General features: G+C 58.7%; 22 protein-coding genes and 1 tRNA gene. 13 read left to right on the plus strand and 10 right to left on the minus strand.

The annotated features are described in order from the left end of the window. Positions 1–24 precede the first annotated feature (24 nt). Entirely contained in the window at positions 25–1,143 is a 1,119-nt protein-coding gene (locus VH599_21690) for a carboxylate-amine ligase (GenBank protein HEY7350937.1), read from the plus strand. 28 nt (positions 1,144–1,171) lie between these two features. On the opposite strand, the gene VH599_21695 is transcribed toward VH599_21690, so the two are convergent. From VH599_21695 to VH599_21705, 3 genes are all read right to left on the minus strand, one after another. Next, positions 1,172–2,104, minus strand: a complete 933-nt coding sequence (locus VH599_21695) for an LLM class F420-dependent oxidoreductase (GenBank protein HEY7350938.1) — start codon at positions 2,102–2,104, stop codon at positions 1,172–1,174. Between the two features lie 65 nt (positions 2,105–2,169). Further along, positions 2,170–2,946: an enoyl-CoA hydratase gene (locus tag VH599_21700; GenBank protein HEY7350939.1), complete on the minus strand. Its 777-nt coding sequence runs from the start codon at positions 2,944–2,946 to the stop codon at positions 2,170–2,172. A gap of 276 nt (positions 2,947–3,222) precedes the next feature. Further along, positions 3,223–4,119 carry a polysaccharide deacetylase gene (locus tag VH599_21705; protein HEY7350940.1) on the minus strand — a complete coding sequence of 299 codons (897 nt, stop codon included), beginning with the start codon at positions 4,117–4,119 and terminating at the stop codon, positions 3,223–3,225. A 176-nt stretch (positions 4,120–4,295) separates the two neighbouring features. Between VH599_21705 and speB the strand changes: the two genes are divergently transcribed. Both speB and VH599_21715 read left to right on the plus strand, forming a co-directional pair. Next, the gene (gene speB / locus VH599_21710; protein ID HEY7350941.1) at positions 4,296–5,219 is read left to right on the plus strand and encodes an agmatinase; all 924 of its coding nucleotides are present in this window, start codon (positions 4,296–4,298) and stop codon (positions 5,217–5,219) included. A gap of 51 nt (positions 5,220–5,270) precedes the next feature. After that, entirely contained in the window at positions 5,271–5,618 is a 348-nt protein-coding gene (locus tag VH599_21715; protein ID HEY7350942.1) for a peptide chain release factor-like protein, read from the plus strand. A gap of 62 nt (positions 5,619–5,680) precedes the next feature. Here the strand turns inward: VH599_21715 and VH599_21720 are convergent, their stop codons facing one another. Then, the gene (locus VH599_21720) at positions 5,681–6,526 is read right to left on the minus strand and encodes a purine-nucleoside phosphorylase (GenBank protein HEY7350943.1); all 846 of its coding nucleotides are present in this window, start codon (positions 6,524–6,526) and stop codon (positions 5,681–5,683) included. Between the two features lie 111 nt (positions 6,527–6,637). On the opposite strand from VH599_21720, the gene VH599_21725 reads away from it, so the two are divergent. The 4 genes from VH599_21725 to VH599_21740 all read left to right on the plus strand — a co-directional run bounded on the left by VH599_21725 (position 6,638) and on the right by VH599_21740 (position 10,373). Then, positions 6,638–7,531: a haloalkane dehalogenase gene (locus tag VH599_21725; protein ID HEY7350944.1), complete on the plus strand. Its 894-nt coding sequence runs from the start codon at positions 6,638–6,640 to the stop codon at positions 7,529–7,531. A 127-nt stretch (positions 7,532–7,658) separates the two neighbouring features. Next, complete coding sequence (locus tag VH599_21730; GenBank protein HEY7350945.1) at positions 7,659–8,474, plus strand: alpha/beta hydrolase; 816 nt, start codon at positions 7,659–7,661, stop codon at positions 8,472–8,474. A gap of 81 nt (positions 8,475–8,555) precedes the next feature. Next, positions 8,556–9,740, plus strand: coding sequence for an LLM class flavin-dependent oxidoreductase (locus VH599_21735; GenBank protein ID HEY7350946.1), 1,185 nt, complete (start codon positions 8,556–8,558; stop codon positions 9,738–9,740). Positions 9,741–9,806: 66 nt separating this feature from the next. Then, complete coding sequence (locus tag VH599_21740; protein ID HEY7350947.1) at positions 9,807–10,373, plus strand: flavin reductase family protein; 567 nt, start codon at positions 9,807–9,809, stop codon at positions 10,371–10,373. On the opposite strand, the gene VH599_21745 is transcribed toward VH599_21740, so the two are convergent. Then, the gene (locus VH599_21745) at positions 10,356–10,919 is read right to left on the minus strand and encodes an adenine phosphoribosyltransferase (protein ID HEY7350948.1); all 564 of its coding nucleotides are present in this window, start codon (positions 10,917–10,919) and stop codon (positions 10,356–10,358) included. The two genes, VH599_21740 and VH599_21745, sit on opposite strands and share 18 nt — an antisense overlap. 319 nt (positions 10,920–11,238) lie before the next feature. Here VH599_21745 and rny point away from each other — a divergent pair, with 319 nt between their 5' ends. The 6 genes from rny (at position 11,239) to VH599_21775 (ending at position 18,434) form a co-directional block, all read left to right on the plus strand. Continuing rightward, on the plus strand, positions 11,239–12,792 hold the full coding sequence (gene rny, locus VH599_21750) for a ribonuclease Y (protein HEY7350949.1): 1,554 nt from the start codon (positions 11,239–11,241) through the stop codon (positions 12,790–12,792). Between the two features lie 72 nt (positions 12,793–12,864). Further along, on the plus strand, positions 12,865–13,728 hold the full coding sequence (locus VH599_21755) for a PHP domain-containing protein (protein HEY7350950.1): 864 nt from the start codon (positions 12,865–12,867) through the stop codon (positions 13,726–13,728). A 292-nt stretch (positions 13,729–14,020) separates the two neighbouring features. Next, a complete protein-coding gene (gene nadB / locus VH599_21760; GenBank protein HEY7350951.1) occupies positions 14,021–15,859 on the plus strand; it encodes an L-aspartate oxidase in 1,839 nt (612 codons plus the stop codon). Beyond that, entirely contained in the window at positions 15,852–16,712 is an 861-nt protein-coding gene (gene nadC, locus VH599_21765) for a carboxylating nicotinate-nucleotide diphosphorylase (GenBank protein ID HEY7350952.1), read from the plus strand. Before nadB ends, nadC begins: the two co-directional genes overlap by 8 nt. Positions 16,713–16,734: 22 nt before the next feature. Continuing rightward, on the plus strand, positions 16,735–17,988 hold the full coding sequence (nadA, locus tag VH599_21770; GenBank protein HEY7350953.1) for a quinolinate synthase NadA: 1,254 nt from the start codon (positions 16,735–16,737) through the stop codon (positions 17,986–17,988). An 83-nt stretch (positions 17,989–18,071) separates the two neighbouring features. Next, positions 18,072–18,434 carry a hypothetical protein gene (locus VH599_21775; GenBank protein ID HEY7350954.1) on the plus strand — a complete coding sequence of 121 codons (363 nt, stop codon included), beginning with the start codon at positions 18,072–18,074 and terminating at the stop codon, positions 18,432–18,434. 102 nt (positions 18,435–18,536) lie between these two features. On the opposite strand, the gene VH599_21780 is transcribed toward VH599_21775, so the two are convergent. The 5 genes from VH599_21780 to VH599_21800 all read right to left on the minus strand — a co-directional run bounded on the left by VH599_21780 (position 18,537) and on the right by VH599_21800 (position 22,705). Continuing rightward, a complete protein-coding gene (locus VH599_21780; protein ID HEY7350955.1) occupies positions 18,537–18,800 on the minus strand; it encodes a ferredoxin family protein in 264 nt (87 codons plus the stop codon). 278 nt (positions 18,801–19,078) lie between these two features. Continuing rightward, a complete protein-coding gene (trmD, locus tag VH599_21785; GenBank protein ID HEY7350956.1) occupies positions 19,079–19,831 on the minus strand; it encodes a tRNA (guanosine(37)-N1)-methyltransferase TrmD in 753 nt (250 codons plus the stop codon). Positions 19,832–19,971: 140 nt separating this feature from the next. Beyond that, the gene (locus VH599_21790; protein HEY7350957.1) at positions 19,972–21,468 is read right to left on the minus strand and encodes a DUF3536 domain-containing protein; all 1,497 of its coding nucleotides are present in this window, start codon (positions 21,466–21,468) and stop codon (positions 19,972–19,974) included. A 280-nt stretch (positions 21,469–21,748) separates the two neighbouring features. Beyond that, a complete protein-coding gene (locus tag VH599_21795; GenBank protein HEY7350958.1) occupies positions 21,749–22,288 on the minus strand; it encodes an HNH endonuclease in 540 nt (179 codons plus the stop codon). 340 nt (positions 22,289–22,628) lie between these two features. Next, positions 22,629–22,705, minus strand: a tRNA-Pro gene (locus VH599_21800). Between the last annotated feature and the right edge of the window lie 31 nt (positions 22,706–22,736).

A 22,736-nucleotide genomic window follows, 5' to 3' on the forward strand; every position in this document is an offset into this window, starting at 1 on the left:
GACAGGATTATGAGGGAGGCCAGCATGACTATGAAGCCACCATCCCTTACCATCGGCATTGAAGAAGAGTATCAGATCATTGACCCGGAGACGCGCGAACTCCGCTCCTACATCACGCAGATGATGGAGGGAGAACAAACCCTCCTCCTGCAAGAGATCAAGCCCGAACTACACCAATCAATTGTCGAAATTGGCACCAACGTTTGCCAGACCCCGGCGGAGGCGCGGGCCGAACTCGTGCGCCTGCGCAAAGGGGTCATGGACCTGGCGGCCAGGGGCGGGCTGAAGATCGTCGCTGCGGGGACACACCCGTTCTCTTCGTGGATGGAGCAGGAAATCACCCCCCAGGAACGCTACCTGGGCGTTCACAAGGATATGCAGGAACTGGCGAGGCGCCTGCTGATCTTTGGCACCCATGTGCATGTAGCGATTGAAGACCGCGAATTTCTGGTAGACGCCATGAACGTTGCCCGCTATCTGCTGCCCCATCTGCTCTGCCTGGCGACCAGTTCACCGTTCTGGATGGGCCGCCTTACCGGCCTGAAGTCCTACCGCAGCATCATCTTTCGCAACTTCCCGCGCACCGGCATTCCGCGTGTTTTTGATTCCTGGGCCGACCTCACCTCGTTAGTAGACACATTGGTCGCCACCAATAATATCCCTGATGGCACCAAACTCTGGTGGGATATTCGCCCAAACTGGAAGTATCCCACGTTGGAACTGCGCATCTGCGATGTCTGCACACGAGTGGACGAGGCCGTTTGTGTCGCGGCCATCTTCCAGGCCATCGTCGCCAAGCTCTGGAAGCTGCGCCGTGACAACCTGACCTTCCGTGTCTACCAGCCTGAACTCATCGAAGAGAACAAGTGGCGCGCTGTGCGCTACGGTCTGGATGGGAAGCTCATTGATTTTGGCAAGCGAGAGGAGCTGCCTGCGCGCGAATTGATCGGTGAGTTGATCGGCTGGTTCATTGATGATGTCGTGGATGAGCTAGGAAGCCGCAACGAAGTAGAGTACGCCGCCCATATTCTGGCGGAAGGCTCCAGTGCTGACCGCCAGCTAGCAACGTATGAGCGCACCAACGACCTGAAAGCGGTGGTTGATCAGTTAATCCAGGAAACCGCCGAAGGAGTGGTCAGTTAGCGGCTACCGAGCGCATACGAGCCAGCTTTCACGCGCGAACGTGTGGCATCACCTCTTGAGCAAAACGCTCGATTTGCTCTACGCGCTCCGGCCAGCGCGGGACCATAAATTGGAGGGCAAGGTGGCTGACTCCAATCGCTCGATACGCCATCAGCGCCTCGACAAGCTGCTCTGGCGTGCCGCGTAAATAGTGCGCATCCGGTGGAACCGGCTCGTGTGTCACTTCAATGGGGCGACAGCAGGCCAGGAGAATCTGTTCAGGATCGCGGCCCATTTCAGCAGCGGCACGCCGCACCGTATCATAGCCCGCTTTGAGTTCTTCCGTCGTTACTTCGACAAAATAGGGGAACCACGCATCACCATATTTCGCGGCGCGTTGTTGGGCATGCGCGCCTTCCCCGCCAACCCAGATGGGGATACGCGGCTGCTGGAGTGGTTTTGGAAAGAAAGCCAGGTCGTGAAAGCGATAGAACTGGCCGTTGAAGCTGGCATGTTCCTCGCCCCAGAGGCGGTCGAGTATCTGAAGCTGCTCATCGGTCATTTTTCCCCGGCTCTTATAGGAAACCCCCAGGGCTGCAAACTCCTCTTCCATCCAGCCAACACCGACGCCCATGATCAAGCGCCCTTTGGAGAGACGCTCGATGGAAACGGCCACGCGCGCCCAGTATAATGGGTGGCGATAGGGCAGCACCAGGACACTGATCCCCAGTGTGATCTTGCTGGTGCAGCCCGCGAGAAAAGCCAGGCAGGTGAGCGAATCCAGAAAAGGACGGTCAGGCGGAACGATGAACTTGTGATTCTCGCTGTAGGGATACGGCGTGCGAATCTGCCAGGGTGTAACCACGCGATCAGCCGACCAGATAGCGTCAAAGCCCAGCGCCTCCGCGCTCTGCGCGGCTTCCATCAGTGTATCTGGCCCGGCGGCGCGTCCTGAGATGGGCAAAAAGACCCCAAACTGCATGAGGAAACTCCTTAACAGATGCAGTACAGATGCAGCACGGGCGCGGCGCTGCTCAAACCGCCGGGCTAGTTGCCCACCCAGGTTGGTTCGCGCTTCTCCAGAAAGGCACACATGCCCTCCTGCGCATCCACTGCCAGCGCATTCATGCTCATGACCTCTTTAGCATAGGCATAGGCTTTGGGCTGGTCCAGGTCAATCTGGCTATAGAACGCTTGCTTTCCCAGCGCCACCGTCAGCGGGCTGGCCTGAGCAATCGAGAGCGCCAGCGCGCGCGCCGCGCCTGCCAGTTCTTCAGCGGGAACCACCTGATTGACCAATCCCCATTCGGCGGCTGTCTGCGCGGAGACTAGCTCACCAGTCAATAGCATTTGCAGCGCGCGCTTACGCCCAACGGCGCGGCTCAGCGCAACCATCGGCGTCGTGCAAAAGAGGCCAATCCTGACGCCCGGCGTGGCAAAGCGCGCTTCTTCAGCGGCAACTGCCAGGTCGCAGGTTGCAACAAGCTGACATCCAGCCGCAGTGGCGATGCGATGCACCTGCGCAACAACCGGCTGCGGAATCGCCTGTATGGTCGTCATCAATTCGGTACACACGTCAAACACGTAACGGTAATTATTGATCGTACCCCCAACCAGTTCACGCAGATCGTGACCCGCCGAGAACGCAGGACCATTCGCCGCCAGAATGATGGACCGGACCTCCTTCTCCCTCCCCAGCGTCTTGAAAGCGTCAACCAACTCGTTCATCATATCTACCGAGAGGGCATTACGTCGTTCCGGGCGGTTCATCGTGATGGTAGCAACCGGGGTATCGTGGTTCACCAGAATTGCTTCGTAGCTCATTTCGTCCCTCCTGAGAACGCCTGCCTGGTCCTGGGTGAGCGCCAGGCCGGGTTACACGCGTCAGCATCAGAGATCTTCCTGCTTTTCCGACTCTCATTAAGAGCATACTACATTTCATCACCCGCTATACAGGCTATCGAACCGGGCCAGGATTTCCCGATACACAGCGGCCAATTGGTCAAGGCTCGCAAGGGAGACCCATTCGTCAGGCGCGTGGTGATTCCCCCTGCCGGACCAGGCACAATGGCTGGAATTACCAGCAGCGCCAGTAACCTGCTATCCAGGCCGCTGAATCTCTGTGGCGTCGGCGATCTCGCTCAGCGTCATGAAAGCGGCTCCCCGCTCTTTCATATATGCGATCAGCCGGTCAAGCATGGGCAGCATATGCGCCCGGCCACTTGTCTGCGGATGAATCGTCAGTGTATAGCAGCACCCCTCCTCTTCCGAGGCCGCGTAATCGAAGATCGCGCGCCATCGCTCCTCAAGGTGGCTCACCGCCGTCAAACCTGCCTGGATTCGAGCGATAAACTCCATCGCCGGAAAGTCATCCAGATACCAGGACACAGGAATCTCCAGCACCCGACCGGGCGGGCCGAAGACGCTGGCCGCATCCGCCACTTCATAACCGCCAAGTTTCTTCGTGGAGGGCCGTGTTACCTGACGCGGGTAATACGGATGCAGATCGTTCGCCATCAGGCTGCTATCCCAGGTGAAGCCCAGTTCTTCCAGCAAGCCCAGGGTATGCGCGCTCACATCCCAGCCAGGAGACCGATACCCGCGCGGCTTCACCCCAATGCGAGCTAATGCGTCCATGCCCCGCATGAGAACCTGTCGCTCGTCCTCTCTAACAAGCTGCGTCGGGTTCTCATGCGCATAGCCATGATGCGCAACTTCGTGTCCGGCGGCGACCACCTCTCGACAGGGGTCGGGGAACGTATCAGCCGTATGACCAGGAATACACCATGTCGTTTTAATGTGATGCTTCTCAAATAACTTGAGCAACCGCTGAGCTGCCACCTCTGCCCCAAACTCGCCGCGCGAGAGATATTCCGGCGAAAGGTTATGGAAGGTTCCATCCCAGAGAGACAAAGCGTCGAAGTCAACCCCCAACCCAACGGCAACCGTCTTTCCGGCAGGGAGTCTGACCCGCCCTGCCACTTGCTGATAGGTCACAGCCATCCTCCTGCAATTGGATTACTCGATAAACCGATCTCTGTTATAGCATGGCTTTCTGCTGCTGGCAAACTGCTAGAGGGGAACAACAGGGCGGCGCTGGTTGTGCTATACTGATCCTGCTGTGGCTATGACAGCGGCAATAAATCTCCTTCTGAAGACCGGAAAGCACGCGCATGACTGACCAGGACTCGCACCCTCCAGGGCCATACCAGGCTATCACATCATTTGGCGATCCGCCCGAACCCTGGGGAAACGCGGAAACGGCTGCCGCAGTGATTATCCCGGCGCCGCTCGAATATACCGTCTGCTATGGACAGGGAACACAGCAGGGACCGGCAGCTATCATCGCTGCTTCCACACAGATGGAACTCTATGACGAAATCCTCGACTGGATACCGATGAGTGTCGGCATTGCTACCCACCCGGCGCTCTCTTATGCGGGATTATCACAGGAAGCGGCGCTCCAGGTGACGGAACAAGCAGTCGCAGCGGTCCTCACGCGCGGCCAGCTGCCAGTCACCCTGGGGGGGGAACACGCCCTTACCCCGGCTTGCCTGCGCGCGGTCCAACAGATCGGTGATTTTGCCCCGCTCGGCCTCATCAGCTTCGACGCGCACGCCGATATGCGCTTCAGCTACGAGGGGACTCCACTCAGCCACGCCTGCGCCATGCGCCGCGCCCTGGAAATCCCAGGCATCAGCGCGTTGGAACTGGGCATCCGCAGCATCAGCCCGGAAGAGGTGACTGACATGCGCAAGCTGCGCCCACCGCTGGAGATTGTCTGGGCGCATCAATTTGCAGAAATGCAGCTTGGTGCTTTGCTCGACCAGTTACCGGCGCGCGTCTATGTCACCGTCGATCTGGATGTCTTTGACCCATCCTGCATGCCTGCGGTGGGTACACCGGAACCAGGGGGTATTGGATGGTATGATTTTCTGCGCGCCTTTCAACGGATTGCTGAGCAGAAGCAGGTTGTAGGACTCGATGTGGTTGAACTGGCTCCAATTGCCGGACTACACCATCCAGACTTTTTTGCCGCAAAGCTGGTGTACAGGATGCTTGGGCATATTTTTTTCCAGCGTCGCCAATCCAGCTAATCGCCCTGGGCGCTGCGCATCGATCATCAGCTTGCGTCAAAAGGAGCCAGTATGGCCGAGATATATCCAACAGATCGTGATTCCCTGGAGCGCGACTGTGACATCACCTATTTTATTGCCAGCGGCCCCGGTGGGCAGCATCGCAATAAAGTAGAAACGGGCGTGCGGCTCACGCATCGCCCAAGCGGAATTATCGTGACAGCCACCGAGCGCCACTCTCAGCAAGCCAACCGCGAAGCCGCTTTTGTGCGCATGGCCGCGCGGCTGGAGGAGCGGCAGCGCGTCCCAACACCGCGCAGGCCAACGCGCCCCACCGTCGAAAGCCGCGCGCGCAGGCTGGAAGCCAAACATCGAACGGCGTCGCTCAAGCGGCTCAGATCGACACCGCCTGATGAATAGCCAGCAGCAAGTGTATCCAGGCGCTGAAGATCTGGCTATTTGCCTTCAATCGCAGCGGCCCATCACAAGAGTGGGGGCAGCGCCTCGATGATCCCGCGCATCAATGCCAGAAATTGCGGCAGGACGGCTTTCGCGGTGGCAAGCACTTCCGCGTGATTGATCTGCTCTTCTGTGCCTGGCGTGGCGGCGTTGGTAATACAACTGATCCCCAGCACTCGCATCCCCGCATGCCGGGCGATTACCACCTCTGGAGCCGTAGACATGCCAACCGCATCGGCTCCCCAGGCCCGCAGCATGGTCAGTTCGGCCCCGGTTTCATAGCTGGGGCCAGTGACCATCACATACACCCCCTCGTGTAAGGGGATATGCAGGCGCTCCGCAACCTCTTTTGCCACAAACCGCAAGCCCTGGTCATAGGCTCCCGCCATTGCTGGAAAACGGGGGCCAATCTGCTCGTCGTTCGGCCCGATCAACGGGTGCAGGCCCGCCATCCCAGGCAAAAAGATATGGTCGCGGATCACCATAAATGCCCCTGCCGGAAAGTTCGGGTTCAGACCACCTGCCGCATTTGTCACCACCAGGGCTTCGGCCCCCAGCGCCCGCAAGACACGGATGGGAAACGCCAATTCCTGCGGGGTTCGCCCCTCGTAGAGATGAATACGGCCCTGCATAGCAACGACCCGGCGATGCGCCAGCCGCCCTAAAACCAACATTCCGGCATGGCCTGCCACTGTTGATACAGGAAAATGGGGGATCGAGGCATAGGGAATCCGCACAGCATCCTCAATCTCATCAGCCAGAACTCCCAGGCCAGAGCCAAGAATAACAGCGACTTCCGGCTGTAATGGGGTCTTGCCGCGCACATAGGCAACAGCATCTGCAAGATGCAGCTCCATATCAGCGTTCATCTCTCTATGCCATCCTTTCTGCTATGCTATATATAATGATACCATTCCTTCGCGCAAGCACTCTCTATGAGTCAACGTTCAGACCAGAGTTCAAGGAGCGAGAAAAAGATCATGGAACTGCTTCGTACCCCTGACGAACGCTTTGCCAACTTGCCGGATTATCCCTTCGCGCCCCACTATGTCGAAGTCAATGGAGTGCGCATTCACTACCTTGATGAAGGGCCAGCCGACGCTGAGCCGGTGCTGCTCATGCACGGTGAGCCTTCCTGGTCGTACCTCTATCGCAAGATGATCCCCATTATCACCGCCGCAGGCTATCGAGCGATTGCCCCTGATCTGGTGGGCTTTGGCCGCTCGGATAAGCCCGCCCAGCGCGAGGATTATACCTATCAACGCCATGTTGATTGGATGCGCGGCCTGCTAGAGCAGCTTGATTTGAGGCGCATTACGCTCGTCGGCCAGGACTGGGGCGGGCTGATCGGCCTGCGGCTGGCCGCCGAACACGAGGATCGCTTTGCGCGCATTGTAGCAGCCAATACCGGCCTTCCCACCGGCGATCATCCGATGGGCGAAGCATTTACGCGCTGGCAGCAATTCTCGCAGCAAGTCCCTGAGTTTCACGCCGGGGGCATCGTCAGGGGCGCGTGTGTCAGCAAGCTCGCGCCGGAAGTCATCGCGGCCTATGACGCGCCGTTCCCCGATGATCGCTATAAAGAGGGCGCGCGCCAGTTCCCCATGCTTGTGCCTACCAGGCCAGATGACCCGGCAGCGCCAGCTAACCGCAAAGCCTGGGAGGTCTTTGCCCGCTGGCAAAAACCCTTCCTGACCGCCTTCAGCGACTCAGACCCCGTTACGCGCGGAGCCGATCAACTCTTCCAGAAACTCATCCCCGGCGCGAAAGATCAGCCGCATACGACGATCATTGGCGGCGGCCATTTTCTTCAGGAAGATAAGGGACCAGAACTCGCTCAGATCGTGGTGGATTTCATAAGGCGAGCCAGATGAAGGAGCAGCATAAAAGGCTGGTCTGGTCAGCCATTGTTGCAGTACAATCTTTGTACGAGGCATCCGGCATCTGCTCGATACGCGGCCAGGCGCTGGAGTTGTTCATATGAAGGCAGGAGAGCCGCTGATGACATCACCCACTTCTGACACTGCCGTTTCCAGGGAAAGGATTGAGCGCACCATCACTGTGCGCGGCATCGAAACCCATCTCTTTGAGGGCGGGTCGCCAACCGCTCCGCCGCTGCTCTATCTGCATGGGACCAGTCTGGGCAATCTCTGGCTGGAGTATCACCAGAGGCTGGCTCAGCGTTTCCATCTCATCGCGCCCGATATACCCGGCTTTGGCCTGACGCCGCGTCCCGACTGGATGCGCGATATGAGCGACTACATTCTCTACTTCCGCGATCTGCTCGATACGCTGGAGCTAAAGCAAGCGATCTTCGTTGGTCACTCGCTGGGCGGCTGGATGGCTGTTGAGGTTGCTATCTGGTTCCCGGAGCATGTGAGCAAGCTGGTCCTCTCCAACGCGGCAGGCATTCGTGTCAAAGGGTCGCCCACTGCCAACCTGTTCGCCATGAACCCGCAAGAACTCTTTGCCACCGTCTTCGATGACCCCTCCGCAGGCGCTCCGCTTATTCCAGCCGAGATGAACTTTGACTACATCATAGATCAGTTTCGCCAACGCACCACCCTGGCCTCGCTGGCCTGGAACCCGCACTATGACCCCAAGCTGGAGCGCAGATTGGAGCGTGTGCAATGCCCGACCCTGATTCTCTGGGGCGAAACTGATCGCCTGATTCCAGCCGCCTATGGCGAGCGTTACCAGCAGTTGATTCCAGAGGCGAAGCTGATCACGCTCCGGGGCACCGGCCATATGCCGATGTTCGAGAAGCCTGCCGAGTGGAGTGAGCAGATCACCACGTTTTTGCTCTCCGATGGCTAGCGCCCGCTATGAAGAGTTTGATCGTCCATCGTCGGCGCTGCATTACTGGCGCGCTGCGTCAAGAGCAAGGAGAACCTGCGCATGGGTAAGCTTCAATTTCACTACTTTCACCTGATGCCCTGGCCGCACCTGCCAGCGGACTTCGACGAGAAATATGACTCCACCTGGGTCACGCTCCCAAACTCCATTTACGACCCGGTGAAAGGCCACGAGGTCTATAACCGCTATTTCAACGAGATTGAGCGCGCCGACAAGCTGGGCTGGGACAGCGTCATCGTCAACGAGCATCACCAGAACGCCTATGGCACCATGCCCTCGCCCAACATCATGGCCGCCGTACTGACACAGCGCGTGAAGCGGGCCAGGATTGGCATTGTGGGCAACGCCCTGCCCCTGCACGATGACCCGCTGCGCGTGGCTGAAGAAATTGCTATGCTCGATGTCATCAGCGGCGGGCGTATCATCTCCGGCTTCGTGCGTGGCACAGGTATGGAATATTTCAGCTACAACGTCAATCCAACGCTCAGCCGCGAGCGCATGAACGAAGCGCACGATCTGATTATCCAGGCGTGGACACGCCCTGGCCCCTTCGCCTTCGAGGGTGATCATTACAACTACCGCTACGTCAACATCTGGCCGCGCCCGATTCAACAGCCGCATCCGCCTATCTGGCTGCCTGGCACTGCCAGCATGGAAACGATTGACTTTGCCGCCAAATACAAATATCCTTATATGACCGTCTTCATGCCAATGGAGCAGCGCAAGATGGCCTATGAACTCTATCGCCGCGTGGCCGAGGAGAAATACGGCTACGAGGCGCAGCCAGAGCAGTTGGCCTTCTGTGTGCCGGTGATGGTCGCGGAGACCGATGATCAGGCTATGAAAGACGCTGAGCGGTATATGATGTGGCTCTTCGACAGGGGGTTGAAAGTGCGCCCGGAGTTTAACTTCCCGCCAGGCTATATCAGCGAGCGCAGCCTCATGGCTGTGCTAAAGAGCGGCGCTATGACTCGCCCCAAGCCGACGCTGAAGGATTTGATCGAGAATGGTGTCGTCATTGTGGGAGGCATTGATACCGTTCTCGAAAAACTCTCGTTTTACACTGATGAATTACATGCCGGAATGCTCGTCACCGGAGGACAGGTCGGCGAGATTCCTGATTATCTGGTGCTGCGCAATCAGGAACTGATGGCAAAAGAAATCATGCCGCATTTCCGCGATAAGCCCGCCAGACAGGAATCCCAACCCGCCGAGATTCAGGCGTGAGCCGGACCGCGCGGGGCGTGCCCTTCCTCGGAAATAAGAAGCAGTAGTAAGCAGGTAAGCTCTATCATGGCTATCACACCGGAGACCTTCAAGGCGCTCCTCGCGCACCTTGCCGGGGCAGTTACCATCATTACCACACGCGGGGCTGATGGGCAAATCTGGGGATTTACCGCCAGCTCCGTGTGCAGTGTCTCGCTTGAGCCGCCGCTCGTCCTGTTCTGCCTGGAACACACGGCAGATTGCCATCCGGCTTTTCTGGAAAGCAGCGTGTTTGCTATCAACTTCCTTTCATCTGAGCAGAGCGGCCTCTCCGCGCTCTTCGCTATGAAAGGCGCTGTTAAATATCGGGAGACACCCTTCACCGAAGGGGCGTTTCATTTGCCCCTTTTGCCTGGCGCGCTGGTTCACCTGGAGTGCAGCGTTTACGCCAGGTATCCCGGTGGGGACCATACTATTATCGTTGGGCAGGTCGAGGGCGGTTCACAGACAACCGCGCAGGATTCCCTCCAACCGCTGCTCTATTACGCGCGTTCTTACGGGACATTCGCTGGCCTGTCTGAAGCAAAAGCTGGCTACCCCAATAGCAATTCCAGCATGCAGAAAAGCCGCCAGCGCCTAATACTGGATGAGTGAGAAGATATTCTGCCCGGCAAGGCGCTGGCGGCCCTGCAACGCCGTAAGTTCAACGAGGAAGGCGATGCCCACGACATCACCGCCTAAACGTTGTACCAGATCAAGCGCCGCGCCGACGGTGCCGCCAGTCGCCAGCAGATCATCCACCACCAGCACCTTCTGCCCTCGCTGGATGCCATCGGTATGAATCTCCACGGTGTTAGAGCCATATTCAAGCGCATATTCCACATGGATAGTCTCGGCAGGAAGTTTTCCAAACTTGCGCACCGGCACAAAACCCGCATGCAGGAGGAGCGCCAGGGGCGCGCCAAAAATAAAGCCCCGCGACTCGACCCCGATCACCTGCTCGATACCTGCATCCTTAAATGGCTCCGCCAGCCCCTCCAGCGCGACACGGAACGCACGCACATCCTTGAGCAGCGGCGTAATATCGCGGAACAAAATACCCAGCGTAGGGAAATCGGGAATATCCCGAATAATGCTCTTCAGCCAATCAGCGCGCTCCTGGTGGCCGAGAGGCACGCTCAAATCAACAGCATCCGCCATAAAATCCTCCCGCTAGAGGGTTTCAACGCTCTCCCAGCGCGCCAGTTTTTAGGAAGAGCAATGCCGCGTCAAGTGGCCTGATGTAGCTGGCGCACGAGGCCCCACATATTATAGCATCGGGCTGCCAGAGGAAGGTTGCCCAACGAGTAAGTCTGCTCGCCTGTCTCAAAACGGCTTAGAATATATCTTCGCGTGCTTGACACAGTATAAGTAGCTCCTATATAGTAAGAGAAGGTTTCACTTCAGAAAGTGATGCCATGTATTGTACGATGCCAACCTTTCGAGCCTTTGCGGCCTTTTTCTGTCCTTTTATTCGGAGGTGACTCTCTTGCTTCCCGATTGGATACTTATTCCAGCCGGCGCGTTCGCAGTATTGAGCCTCTTGTTGGGGATTTATATCGGCGGCATTCGCGGTACGAACCGATATAATCAGAAGCTGCGTGTCCAACAAGAGGAATATGAGCGGCGACTGCTGGAAGTGCAGGAACATCAACGCGATGTCCTGCGCGAAGCGAAAGAAGAAACGGCCAAGTTTCGTACTACGATTGAAGCTGAGAACCGCGAACGACGAGCCGAAATCAAACGACAAGAGCAGCGATTGTTTCAGAAGGAGGAAACGCTCGAACGCAAAACTGATAACCTTGAACGGCGCGAGCGTGGACTTGCCACGAAAGAGCGCCAACTTGATCAACTTCGTGAAGAACTGGAAACCGTCAAGCGACAGCAGCTTGCCGAATTGGAACAAATTGCTGGCCTGAGCGCCGAAGAAGCCAAAGCCCTCTTGATAGCCAGCATCGAAGAACAGGCGCGCAAGGATGCCGCGCGGCGCGTACATGAGATCGAAACCACTGCCCGCGAAGAGGCCGAGCAGAAAGCGCGCGAAATTATTACCCTGGCTATTCAACGCTGCGCCTCCGATCAGGTCTCGGATGTGACCGTTTCGGTGGTCCCCCTGCCGAACGATGAGATGAAAGGCCGCATCATCGGACGCGAGGGCCGCAACATCCGGGCGCTTGAAGCAGCTACCGGCGTTGACCTCATTATTGATGACACCCCTGAAGCCGTTATCCTTTCGGGCTTCGATCCTGTGCGCCGCGAGGTGGCGCGAGTCGCGCTCACCAAACTCATTCTGGACGGGCGCATTCATCCAGCGCGCATCGAAGATGTCGTCGCCAAAGCGCGCCAGGATGTCGAGAATATTATCCGCGAAGAGGGCGACCGCGCCCTGCTGGAATCCAACGTTCACGCGCTGCCGCCTGAACTGGTGAAAATCCTGGGCCGCCTGCATTTTCGCACCAGCTACGGGCAAAACGTCCTCAACCACTCTATCGAGGTGTCCGTCCTGGCCGGAACGATGGCCGCTGAACTGGGCGCTGACGTGAAAGTGTGTAAAGAGGCTGGGCTGCTCCACGATATGGGCAAGGCCATTGACCAGGAAGTCGAAGGCCCACATGCCATCATCGGTGGCGAGATCGCCCGTCGGTATAACCGCTCGCCCAAAGTGATTCACGCGATGGTGGCGCACCACGCTACCGAAGCCGAGCCACAGTCGCTGGAAGCGGCGATTGTCCAGGCCGCCGATGCCATTTCAGCAGCCCGACCCGGCGCGCGGCGCGAGACCATTGATCTCTATATCAAGCGACTCGAAGCCCTGGAGACTATCGCCAATTCCTTCATTGGCGTCGAAAAGTCGTTTGCCATTCAGGCGGGGCGCGAAGTGCGCATCATCGTCAAACCTGAAGAGATTGACGAGCTTGCGGCGGCGCGCCTTGCCAGCGAGATCGCGCGGAAGATCGAAGAAAACCTGGATTACCCGGGCCAGATTAAAATCTGCGTAGTGCGCGAAACACGCTCCGTTGACTATGCCAAATAGGCGTGAAGAGAGGAAGAGAGACAGAGATGAGAGGAGCGTCTTGCACGCCCCTCTCATCTTTATTGAGAGCCTATGAAGATTGACCTTCACACCCATTCAACCGCTTCTGATGGACTCTATACCCCGGCTGAACTCATCAAGCTTGCCCGCGAAGCTGGTCTATCAATCATCGCGCTCACCGATCACGACACGACCAACGGCCTGGAGCCTGCACTGGCTGCCGGGCAAGCTCGACAGCTTGAAGTCATTCCCGGCATCGAGATCAATACCGACATCTCCGGCGCGGAGGTGCATGTACTCGGTTATTTTCTTGAGTATCAGCAGGCCGCTTTCCAGCAAACCCTGCAAACGCTGCGCGAGATGCGCGTGACCCGCGCCCAGCGCATGGTTGCGAAATTACAGGCGCTCGGACTCAACATCACCTGGGAGCGCGTGCGGGAACTGGCGGCAGGAACCGTTGGCCGCCCACATGTGGCCGCCGCTCTGGTCGAGGGGGGCTACGCCGCAAGTGTGGCCGATGCCTTCAACCGCTATCTTGGACGCAATGGCCCAGGCTACGTGCCGCGCTATAAGCTCGCGCCGCTCGACGCCATCAAACTCATCAACAGCGTACACGGCCTGCCGGTGATGGCCCATCCAGCCGGAATCTCTGGGCTTGAACACCTGCTTCCCTCTCTCTGCGAAGCTGGTCTGGTCGGTATCGAGGTGTACTACGGCGAATACGACGCCCAAACAGTAGAGTACCTGAAGAGCCTTGCTGATTATTATCATCTCATCCCCACTGGCGGCAGCGACTATCATGGGCCAGGCATTCATCCCACCCAGCTTGGCGCGCGCGCGGTTCCTGAAGAAAGCGTGGCGCGTCTACGCACAAGCGCCCTGGAGCGCCGCCGTACTCCCGCGCCCGCGTTTGAGCTACCCCCTTATCGGATGTAGGCATACTCTTGCAAGCCCTTGCCCCATCCGCATCAGTTCCTTTTTGGCGTCGGTTTGACTTAGTGTACTCTTGACACCTTGCCCTTCCGCGCGCTATACTCATAGCCAAGAAAGTGTACAAGTTACACCAACTCAAAGCGATGCATTGATTGAGAAACGCTGATTTGTGGTCCCGGCTGCTCCGGGAAGATACCAAACTTCAGCGCCAGAACGCCAGAAACTGGCGAGAGGCCGCCTCAAGCGTGGGTTGCTGGCTCAAAGCCTCTCAACCTTCCAGGAGTAGGAGTGTCGGATGACATTCGCCAGACCTGAGTGGGGAGCCGAGCAGCAAGCCGATGTTGCCGTTATTGGTGGAGGGGTTGCCGGACTCTCGCTCGCCCTCTCACTTCCATCCTCGCTGCATATCGTCCTGCTGACCAAAGGCGCGCTGGGCGAGAGCAACACGCGCTACGCCCAGGGCGGTTTGGCCGCTGCTGTGGGCAGCGATGACTCCCCTGATCTGCACCTGCGAGATACGCTGATTGCGGGCGCGGGCCTCTGCGACGAAACCGCTGTGCGCCTCCTGGTAAAGCAAGCTCCAGACGCTGTGCGCTGGCTCATCAACACAGGCGCAGAGTTTGATCGCAAGGATGCTGCCCAACACCCAGCCGCCACTCTCTCCGAGCGCCAGGAAGCCACCGCCTTTGAGACGTATATGATGGGCCACGAGGCCGCCCATAGCCGACGACGGGTTCTGCACGCTCACGGCGATGCCACCGGCGCGGAGATTGAGCGCGCGCTGGTCGCGGCTGTGCGGGCAAGAGCCAACATCACCATCTACGAGCAGGCTTTCGCGCAAGAGGTGCTCTTGCAAGACGGGCAGTGCTGCGGCATTCTGGCGCTTGACCATTCCGGCAGATGGTTCCGGCTTCAGACACAGGCTACGGTCCTGGCGAACGGAGGCGCGGGGCGCCTCTGGCTGCGCACTTCCAATCCACCGCTGGCAACAGCGGACGGCCTGGCGCTGGCCTGGAGAGCAGGCGCGGCGCTCGCCGATCTGGAGTTCACCCAATTTCACCCTACAGTGCTGGTCACGCCCGCTGGCAGCGGCTCGGCTTTCTTGATCTCTGAAGCGGTGCGCGGTGAGGGCGCGTACCTGCGCAACCAGGCTGGCGAACGCTTCATGCCGCGCTATCACCCCGATGCCGAGCTAGCGCCGCGCGATGTTGTGGCTCGCGCCATCCTGAGCGAGATGCTGCGTGAAGGCGCTGGCGCGCGCGCGCCCAGCGCCTATCTGGACCTGCGCCATCTTCCCGGCGAAGCCATGCGCGCCCGCTTCCCAACGATTGCTGCCATCTGCGCCCAACACGGCCTTGATCTGGCACGCGACCTCATTCCAGTCGCGCCCGCCGCGCACTATTTTATGGGCGGCGTTGCCGTAGATACCTGGGGGCGTACAACGCTCCCCCGGCTCTATGCCATCGGCGAAGTGGCCTGTACTGGCGTTCACGGAGCCAATCGGCTCGCCAGCAATTCGCTGCTAGAGGGATTGGTCTTTGGTCGCCGCGCCGCAGCAGCCATCACACAAACGCTGGTTGGCGGCAAGCATGTCGGCGTGCAAACGGAAACTGATGCTGACACGCCCTCAGCCTGGCCCGATGCAACGCGCCTCTTCACCGACAAGCATAGTTCAGTCCAGACGTTATCAACCACCACAATCACTGCTCACGCTCCTATCACCGATGCGCGCATTCAGAGCGCGCTTCAGCGCATCATGTGGGAGCATGTCTCGCTCTACCGTGATGAGGAGGGTATGCAGCAGGCTTCACTGGCGCTCAAACGGCTGATTGAGGAGGCTGCAACCGAGATGCAGGCGGGCGAAACGCCAGAGGGCAATGCCGCTGTTGATCAGCGGCCTGACGCCAGCACCAGTAGAGCATTGGCAGGCTATGAAACCACGAATATGTTACAGATTGCGCAACTGATTATCACCGCCGCCCGCCAGCGACGCGAGAGTCGCGGCAGCCACTATCGCAACGACTACCCAGCGACGGACCCCGCGCTTGCGGGACGACATACCCTTCTGATCAACGCCGCACTTCTACCACCGGAGCGCGAGCCAGCGTGTATTCAGGAGGCCAGCCATGTATAACCGCGAGGGGTTGCAGATTGACTCTGCGCTGATTGCGCGGGCGCTGGAAGAAGATATTGGCTTTGGCGATGTGACCACCCTCTGTACCGTTCCGGCTGAGCGTACCCTGACGGCAACCATCATTGCCCGCCAGCCAGGAGTGATCGCCGGGCTGGCAGTTGCCGCTGCGGTCTTTCACGCCGTTGATGTGTCGCTGCATATCGAATTGTTGGTAGACGACGGCACACAGGTCGCGCCCGACACACTGGTGGCCCGTATCGAGGGCAGCGCCCGCAGCATCCTGACGGCAGAACGCACCGCGTTGAACTTCCTGGGGCGGCTGTCCGGCATAGCGACGCTCACAGCCCGCTGTGTCGCCGCCATTGCTGGGGCGAGCGCGGCGATCATTGACACACGCAAGACCACACCGGGGCTGCGCGCCCTGGAAAAATATGCTGTGCGCGTGGGCGGTGGGCGCAACCACCGCTTTGCCCTGGATGACGGCATTTTGATTAAAGACAACCATATTGCCGCCGCTGGAGGTGTCGGCCCGGCCATCGCTGGCGCGCGGCAGGGTGCGCCGCACCTGCTGAAGATCGAGGTGGAATGCGAAACGCTGGAGCAGGTGCGCGAGGCTCTGGCCGCCGGAGCCGATGTCATTCTGTTGGATAACATGGGTGTTGGGCAGCAGCGCGAAGCCGTCGCCCTGATACGCCAATACGACGCGCGTATCCTGATCGAAGCGTCTGGCAGCATCGGAACAGACCCGGAGCGGCTGGCAGCCGTTGCGGCTACCGGAGTTGATTTTATCTCCCTCGGCGCTCTGACGCACTCTGCGCCGAACTTTGATCTCTCGCTGGAATGCAGCGAGTAGAGCACAGCGGAGGTAGACGAATATGGCAATTCAATCACAATGCGCTGAAAGCCAGGAAACACGGATTCTGCCGGTCCTCGCCGAATGGCGCGCCCAGGAACGGTCTGGCGGCGCGGCTGCTTTGCATCGCCCACGCCATACCGGCGCGGAGCGGGCAGACAGCATCCCGCGTGAGTACGCGCTCATGTCCGCTGAAGAGCTTGACCACCGCATCGCCCAGGCCCGCGCGGAGTTGGGCGCGCGGCTGATCATCCTGGGCCATCACTATCAGCGCGACGAGATCATCAAATACGCCGATGCGCGCGGCGACTCCTTCAAGCTGGCGCAATTTGCCGCTTCCCACCCGGAGGCCGATTATATCCTGTTCTGCGGCGTCCATTTCATGGCTGAAAGCGCCGACATTCTCAGCGGCCCCCATCAGACGGTGATTTTGCCCAATCCAGCGGCGGGCTGCTCGATGGCCGATATGGCCGACATCGGCGAAGTCGAAGAATGCTGGGCTTCGCTGGAAAGCGCGGGCGTGCTGGACCCGGTGAGTGGTCCTGATGGCCGCGAACTGGCGGGCGTGATTCCCGTCACCTATATGAACTCGGCGGCCAACCTCAAAGCCTTCTGCGGGCGCAACGGCGGCATTGTCTGCACCTCCTCGAATGCCGAGGCCGTCTTGAAATGGGCGTTTGCGCGGGGGCAGCGCGTCCTCTTCTTCCCTGATGAGCATCTCGGGCGTAATACCGGCGTCAAGATGGGTATCCCCGACGAGCAGATGGTCGTCTGGAACCAGCGCGAACTGTTTGGCGGCATCGAGGATGAGGAGCAGCTTCGCCAGGCGCGCATCCTGCTCTGGAAAGGCTATTGCACCACCCATCAGCGTTTCACAGTGGAGCAGATCGCCAAAGCGCGGGCGGAGTATCCAGGCATCCGGGTACTCGTTCACCCCGAATGTCGGCGCGAAGTGGTAGACGCCGCCGATCTGAACGGCTCAACCGAATATATTATTCAGCAGATCGAAAAAGCGCCCGCAGGCACGCAATGGGCCGTCGGCACCGAGATCAATCTGGTCCACCGATTGGCAGCCGAACATCCCGACCAGACGATCTTCTGCCTTGATCCGGTCATCTGTCCCTGCGCTACTATGTATCGCATCCATCCAGCCTACCTGGCCTGGGTGCTGGAGGGGCTGCTGGATGGTCAGATCATCAATCAGGTCAAAGTTGATGAAGACATCGCCCATTGGGCGCGCATCGCGCTTGATCGTATGCTGGCAACCAGAGGTTAAAAGCAAGCGTATTGCTGTAGCGGGTATACTTCTTGCGGCTCCGTCAGGCAGGCGATTTCTCGTACAACTTCAGGGGGCGCGCGATGCAGCATCAGCAGGAACAACCAGATGATCTCAGAACGCTGGCTACCAATCTTGCATACCTGGATTGGAGACATGGCCTGACGCGCAACGACATCAAGAGCGCCTATCCAGGCTTCCCGCAGTCACTCTATCTTCGTTTGCCCGATAGCAAGCGTTTCAGTTCCCCAAAAGATGTATTGCAATCTGCCAGGCTGGCGGCCAGCCGCGCCGAAGGGGATTTTCTTGGCGCTGCGCCTGATATTCCCGCCAGCCTTTCGGTTGAAGAAGGCGGCCCACCGGACTGGGGAGCATCTCCGTTGGTAACACCGGGCGGGGCCATTGACTCCGGCAGCGCAGAGGATCGGGAAGAGCCAGGAGTATGAAAAACGCGCGATGGTTCTCTTATTACCTGGCGGGCAGCGATTTTGCCATTCGTCCAGGCTGCCAGACCATCGCGCGGTTGCTTTCGAGTGATTCGCTGGAACCTACGCGCTTTTGAAGAAATCGGCGTTGATCTTGATATATTGCCGCCACTGCTCTGGAACGGCGCTCTCTTCGTAGATCGCATTCACCGGGCAGGCTGGCTCGCAAGCCCCGCAGTCAATGCACTCATCAGGATTGATATAGAGCATGTTCACTTCGGCAAAGCCGTCCTCGCTCTCCGTTGGGTGAATGCAATCTACCGGGCATACATCCACACACGAAGCGTCTTTGACATCAACACAAGGTTCTGTAATAACGTAGGTCATGCGATATACCTTCCTTTTCCAACGTTTATTCGGTATGCCGGATCGGCGTGCCTGTTAAATGAGATTGCTCGTCTTCCTAGCCATCCTGGCTGAAGGCGCTCATCGTCTGTGCGCGCTATCCCTCTCATTATACCGATTTCTGCCCAGGAATGCGCTCTGGCCCCTGGTCACAGGCAATGCTTGATTTTTCTCCTGTAATTATATATCCTGGCCCTTATATTATATCCAATATAGTATATCCAAATGGAGATGTTCTGGCTAGCCTGCGGTGAAAGGATTTATGGCCCTCCCTGGCCTGGCTCATTTCCGGCTTCCTCGGTTTCAATCTCTGCCAGCAGTTTGAGATCAAATCTGCTCAATTCGGCTTTTGCCAGCACATCGGGGCGGCGGGCGCGGGTCCGTCGCAGCGCCTCTTTGCGCCGCCAGCGAGCGATAGCCCCATGATTGCCGCTGAGCAGGATGGGCGGAACCGGCCAGCCGCGAAAGTCCGGCGGGCGCGTATAGTGCGGATACTCCAGCAACCCGCTGCTATGCGATTCTTCCACCGCTGAAGCTGGCGCGCCCAGGACACCTGGAACCAGACGGCTGACGGCATCAATGACCACCATTGCCGCCAGTTCGCCACCAGTCAAGACATAATCCCCAATGGAGAGTTCATCGGTAGCAAGGTGGGCGTGGATACGCTCGTCCATACCCTCGTAATGCCCACAGATCAGGGTCAGGCGTGGCTCTTGCGCCAATCTCTGGGCATCCGTCTGAGTAAAGAGGCGGCCCTGGGGTGTTAGCAGAATGATGGGGCCGCCCTGGTAAACCGCCTCCACTGCGGCAAAGACCGGCTCGGCTTTCATGACCATGCCCGCGCCGCCACCGTAGGGATAATCATCCACAATATGGTGCTTATCGGTGGCGGCGTCGCGGATATTATGCAGCGCCAGGGAAAGCAGCCCCTGTTCCTGCGCTCGCTTGAGGATGCTTTCCTCAAACGGCCCACGAAACATCCCTGGAAACAAGGTAAAGACATCAATGCGCATGCGCCTGCCAGCCCTCTCCTTTAGCGCAGCGCCGTGATCGGCTTTCGCCAGGCTGCGCCAGGGTTCCCTCCTGCATCATAACATATCGCTGGCAAAAGAAGGCAAAGGGGGAGGAGACCGAATGTGAAGCGCAGCGGGCTTTACGCCGCTGAATCGGCGCTGGCCGCTGCCTCTTGCGCTGTGGCTGGCAAAAGATCGCTGCCTACTGCTGGAAGCTGCTGGTAGAGATCAGCGCCGGTCAGGCCCGTCCTCCAGCTTCGAGCTTCTGCCAGATCAACCAGGAACCCGCTCTGCAAATCAATGTGCGCAGCCTGCCAGTACAGGCTGATCGCCCGGCGGGCAAAAGCAATATCATTGCGCGGTTCAAGGCGATCCAGGTCTTCAAAGAAGAAGCCGCAGCTGGTATACATCCGCTGCTGGTAAAACTGCGCTTCCAGCAGAAGCATCGTTCTCTGAAGCGCATCTTCATCTCTTGGCGAGCGCCCCTTATTGCTTTGTTTGCGCCAGAAAGCATGACCTTTTTTGCCATGCCGCTCCCAAAAGGCTTCTGGAGCCATCCAGCCCTGGCGAAGAGCCAGATAATCATTGCGCGCGGCCCAGGGGTCGGCGATGGTCTGCGCCAGTTCCTCCTCAAACAAACCATCCCCGCGCTCGCCCACGCGCCTCAGCGCCCGCCGGAGGGCTGGCTTCCAACGGGAATCGCCCTCGGTACATCCGCAGCCATCCCCCCAGCGCAAAATGCCGTGATGGCAGCTCCAGGAACTAGGGGTTTGCAGGCGCACCTCGCGCCGCGCCGGAAAGCGGTGGAAATAGGCGCTGAGCGAACAGACCTCAAAGCCGTAAGCGGGCGCGCCCTTGCGCACCAGATGCGCCAGGAATTGATCGCGCCAGGGCTTATGATGCCCATACAACTCTCCATCAGTCGCCACCGTAATCAACTGAGGCTCACCATGTTCTTCCTTCCAGCGGTTCAGATGGTGGGGCAAATAACTTGCCGCGAAGAGATCAGCATTATTGGTCATATCCCACTCAAAAGAAACCCCACCCGAAAGAGGCGCATTGTAGAAGAACACAGTCATAGAGCGCCCGCTGGGCAGACGAACCAGATAAGGTTCAGTCACGTCAATCCCCTCTGAAGCCTGCCAGGGCGCCAGCACCGTATATTTGATGCCTCTCTCGGCCAGGGCTTCCAGGCTCGCCAGATCAACCGCCGTCTCGGCCAGCCACATGCCTTCAGGCGCGCGGCCAAAGCGATGCTGAAAATCGGCCACGCCCCAGGCAGCCTGGGTCCGCTTATCTCGCATTGTCGCCAGAGGCAAAATAGTATGGTTATATGCCTGAGCCAGCGCGTTGCCATATCCCGTTCGCTGCACATTGCGGCGGTCTGCCTCAATAATGCGCGCGTAGACATCGGGCGCAGAGGTTTCTATCCAGCCTGCCAGCGTTGGCCCCAGATCATAGCTGATATACTCGAAATTGCCTGCTTCAGCATTGGGGCGATAGCACTCCGCCATGATCTTCTCGTTGAAATTGGCGTAAGGTCTGGCCCCTGGCTCTGCGGGTATCTGGCCGGTAAAAGGGTCTTCGCGCGGAGGCTGATAGAAATGCCCATGCAAACAGAGGAAACGCTTTGACATTACAGACACGTTGCTACCTCGCCTTTTCCGGGACTGCATTGTCCGCCCACCCCATCTTGCCTCTCTCTACTCAAACGTTCGAGCGCCTTAAAAGGTTCTCCAACTGAAGCAAAGAATCTGAGCCGACCACCGGCAATGAAAAGATGCCGATGGCAGGAGCGCGCTGGCTCTCTTGTCCCCCTGCTTCACTGCCGAACAAGTGAATACAGTAGCTCATCGGGCGAAAGAGAGACGAAACCCCTGCCATCAAGCGAAGGCTCGCCAGAAAAACCGTGGCGTATCAGGCCGACGCTGCCTTCACTACCTGGGCGCTGGTGAGGAAGCTCTCATATGCTTCGCGCAGCTTCGGGTAGCGCAGCAGAAAGAACCCCGCGTATTCCTGCGCCAGAGGGCGCGGCTGGTGGATCAGTCGCATCCCCACATCTTTGAGCAAGCGATTGCCTTTGCGGCCATTGCATGCCCGACAGCAAGCCACCAGGTTCTCCCAGGTGCTCTGGCCCCCTCGTGAACGAGGCACGACATGATCCAGCGTGAGATCACGCGAGTGCTTACCACAATACTGGCACGTTTCCTCGTCACGTAGCAGGATATTTGCGCGTGTTGGGCGCAGAACCATACGGGGAACGCGCACATTTGCCAGTAACTGCACAATGACTGGCTCGTCTACACTCAGACGCCTTGCATTGATTGCCTCTTCAATCAGCCGCCGCACCCGCTCATCCACAAAGGCTACTTTATGTTTGGAGAGCAAGACAACCAGGCGTCTCTCCGGGATTACGGAGAGGGGTTGCAGGGCCGCATTAAGAACCAGCACTGCCATGTGATGACACCCTTCCTCTCTGTCCTCTGGCCGTTCGAGACCTATCATCAGAGCCGACGGCAGAGAGGCGAAGGTTCAGCGGGGCAAGAAAGAGCCACCGCGCCGTTTGCTCTGCCTAGCGCCGTCTACAACGACCGCGTGGATAGATAGGGCCTGACCAGCGATCTATGACAAAAGGCATCTCACAGGTCGCTCGCAATCGGGACGCGAGCGGAACAAGACCGTCACACGAGCCAGTAAGCAGGCTCTGTGTGATCGTCTCATTCGTTTCCATGAGATGCTCCTGTATCATCGCTTGATCCAACCCACCTATCGCTGCCAGGAAGGCGCGGGGGTCATCTGGTCGGGGTGAGAGGACTTGAACCTCCGACCTCAGCGTCCCGAACGCTGCGCGCTAGCCGACTGCGCTACACCCCGAAAGATTCTGGCTATTTGGTTGTCGAGTGCC

Source organism: Ktedonobacterales bacterium (genome assembly GCA_036557285.1).
In the GTDB taxonomy this organism is placed as follows: Bacteria; Chloroflexota; Ktedonobacteria; order Ktedonobacterales; family DATBGS01; genus DATBHW01.

Excerpts from the sequence above, each read along its gene's own strand:
- speB (HEY7350941.1), top strand. The coding sequence starts at position 4,296 with ATGACTGACCAGGACTCGCACCCTCCAGGGCCATACCAGGCTATCACA.
- nadC (HEY7350952.1), top strand. The coding sequence starts at position 15,852 with ATGTATAACCGCGAGGGGTTGCAGATTGACTCTGCGCTGATTGCGCGG.
- VH599_21795 (HEY7350958.1), bottom strand. The coding sequence starts at position 22,288 with ATGGCAGTGCTGGTTCTTAATGCGGCCCTGCAACCCCTCTCCGTAATC.
- VH599_21755 (HEY7350950.1), top strand. The coding sequence starts at position 12,865 with ATGAAGATTGACCTTCACACCCATTCAACCGCTTCTGATGGACTCTAT.
- VH599_21720 (HEY7350943.1), bottom strand. The coding sequence starts at position 6,526 with ATGAACGCTGATATGGAGCTGCATCTTGCAGATGCTGTTGCCTATGTG.
- trmD (HEY7350956.1), bottom strand. The coding sequence starts at position 19,831 with ATGCGCATTGATGTCTTTACCTTGTTTCCAGGGATGTTTCGTGGGCCG.
- nadB (HEY7350951.1), top strand. The coding sequence starts at position 14,021 with ATGACATTCGCCAGACCTGAGTGGGGAGCCGAGCAGCAAGCCGATGTT.
- VH599_21725 (HEY7350944.1), top strand. The coding sequence starts at position 6,638 with ATGGAACTGCTTCGTACCCCTGACGAACGCTTTGCCAACTTGCCGGAT.
- VH599_21700 (HEY7350939.1), bottom strand. The coding sequence starts at position 2,946 with ATGAGCTACGAAGCAATTCTGGTGAACCACGATACCCCGGTTGCTACC.
- VH599_21780 (HEY7350955.1), bottom strand. The coding sequence starts at position 18,800 with ATGACCTACGTTATTACAGAACCTTGTGTTGATGTCAAAGACGCTTCG.
- VH599_21690 (HEY7350937.1), top strand. The coding sequence starts at position 25 with ATGACTATGAAGCCACCATCCCTTACCATCGGCATTGAAGAAGAGTAT.
- VH599_21735 (HEY7350946.1), top strand. The coding sequence starts at position 8,556 with ATGGGTAAGCTTCAATTTCACTACTTTCACCTGATGCCCTGGCCGCAC.
- VH599_21695 (HEY7350938.1), bottom strand. The coding sequence starts at position 2,104 with ATGCAGTTTGGGGTCTTTTTGCCCATCTCAGGACGCGCCGCCGGGCCA.
- VH599_21790 (HEY7350957.1), bottom strand. The coding sequence starts at position 21,468 with ATGTCAAAGCGTTTCCTCTGTTTGCATGGGCATTTCTATCAGCCTCCG.
- nadA (HEY7350953.1), top strand. The coding sequence starts at position 16,735 with ATGGCAATTCAATCACAATGCGCTGAAAGCCAGGAAACACGGATTCTG.
- VH599_21745 (HEY7350948.1), bottom strand. The coding sequence starts at position 10,919 with ATGGCGGATGCTGTTGATTTGAGCGTGCCTCTCGGCCACCAGGAGCGC.
- VH599_21715 (HEY7350942.1), top strand. The coding sequence starts at position 5,271 with ATGGCCGAGATATATCCAACAGATCGTGATTCCCTGGAGCGCGACTGT.
- VH599_21775 (HEY7350954.1), top strand. The coding sequence starts at position 18,072 with ATGCAGCATCAGCAGGAACAACCAGATGATCTCAGAACGCTGGCTACC.
- VH599_21730 (HEY7350945.1), top strand. The coding sequence starts at position 7,659 with ATGACATCACCCACTTCTGACACTGCCGTTTCCAGGGAAAGGATTGAG.
- VH599_21740 (HEY7350947.1), top strand. The coding sequence starts at position 9,807 with ATGGCTATCACACCGGAGACCTTCAAGGCGCTCCTCGCGCACCTTGCC.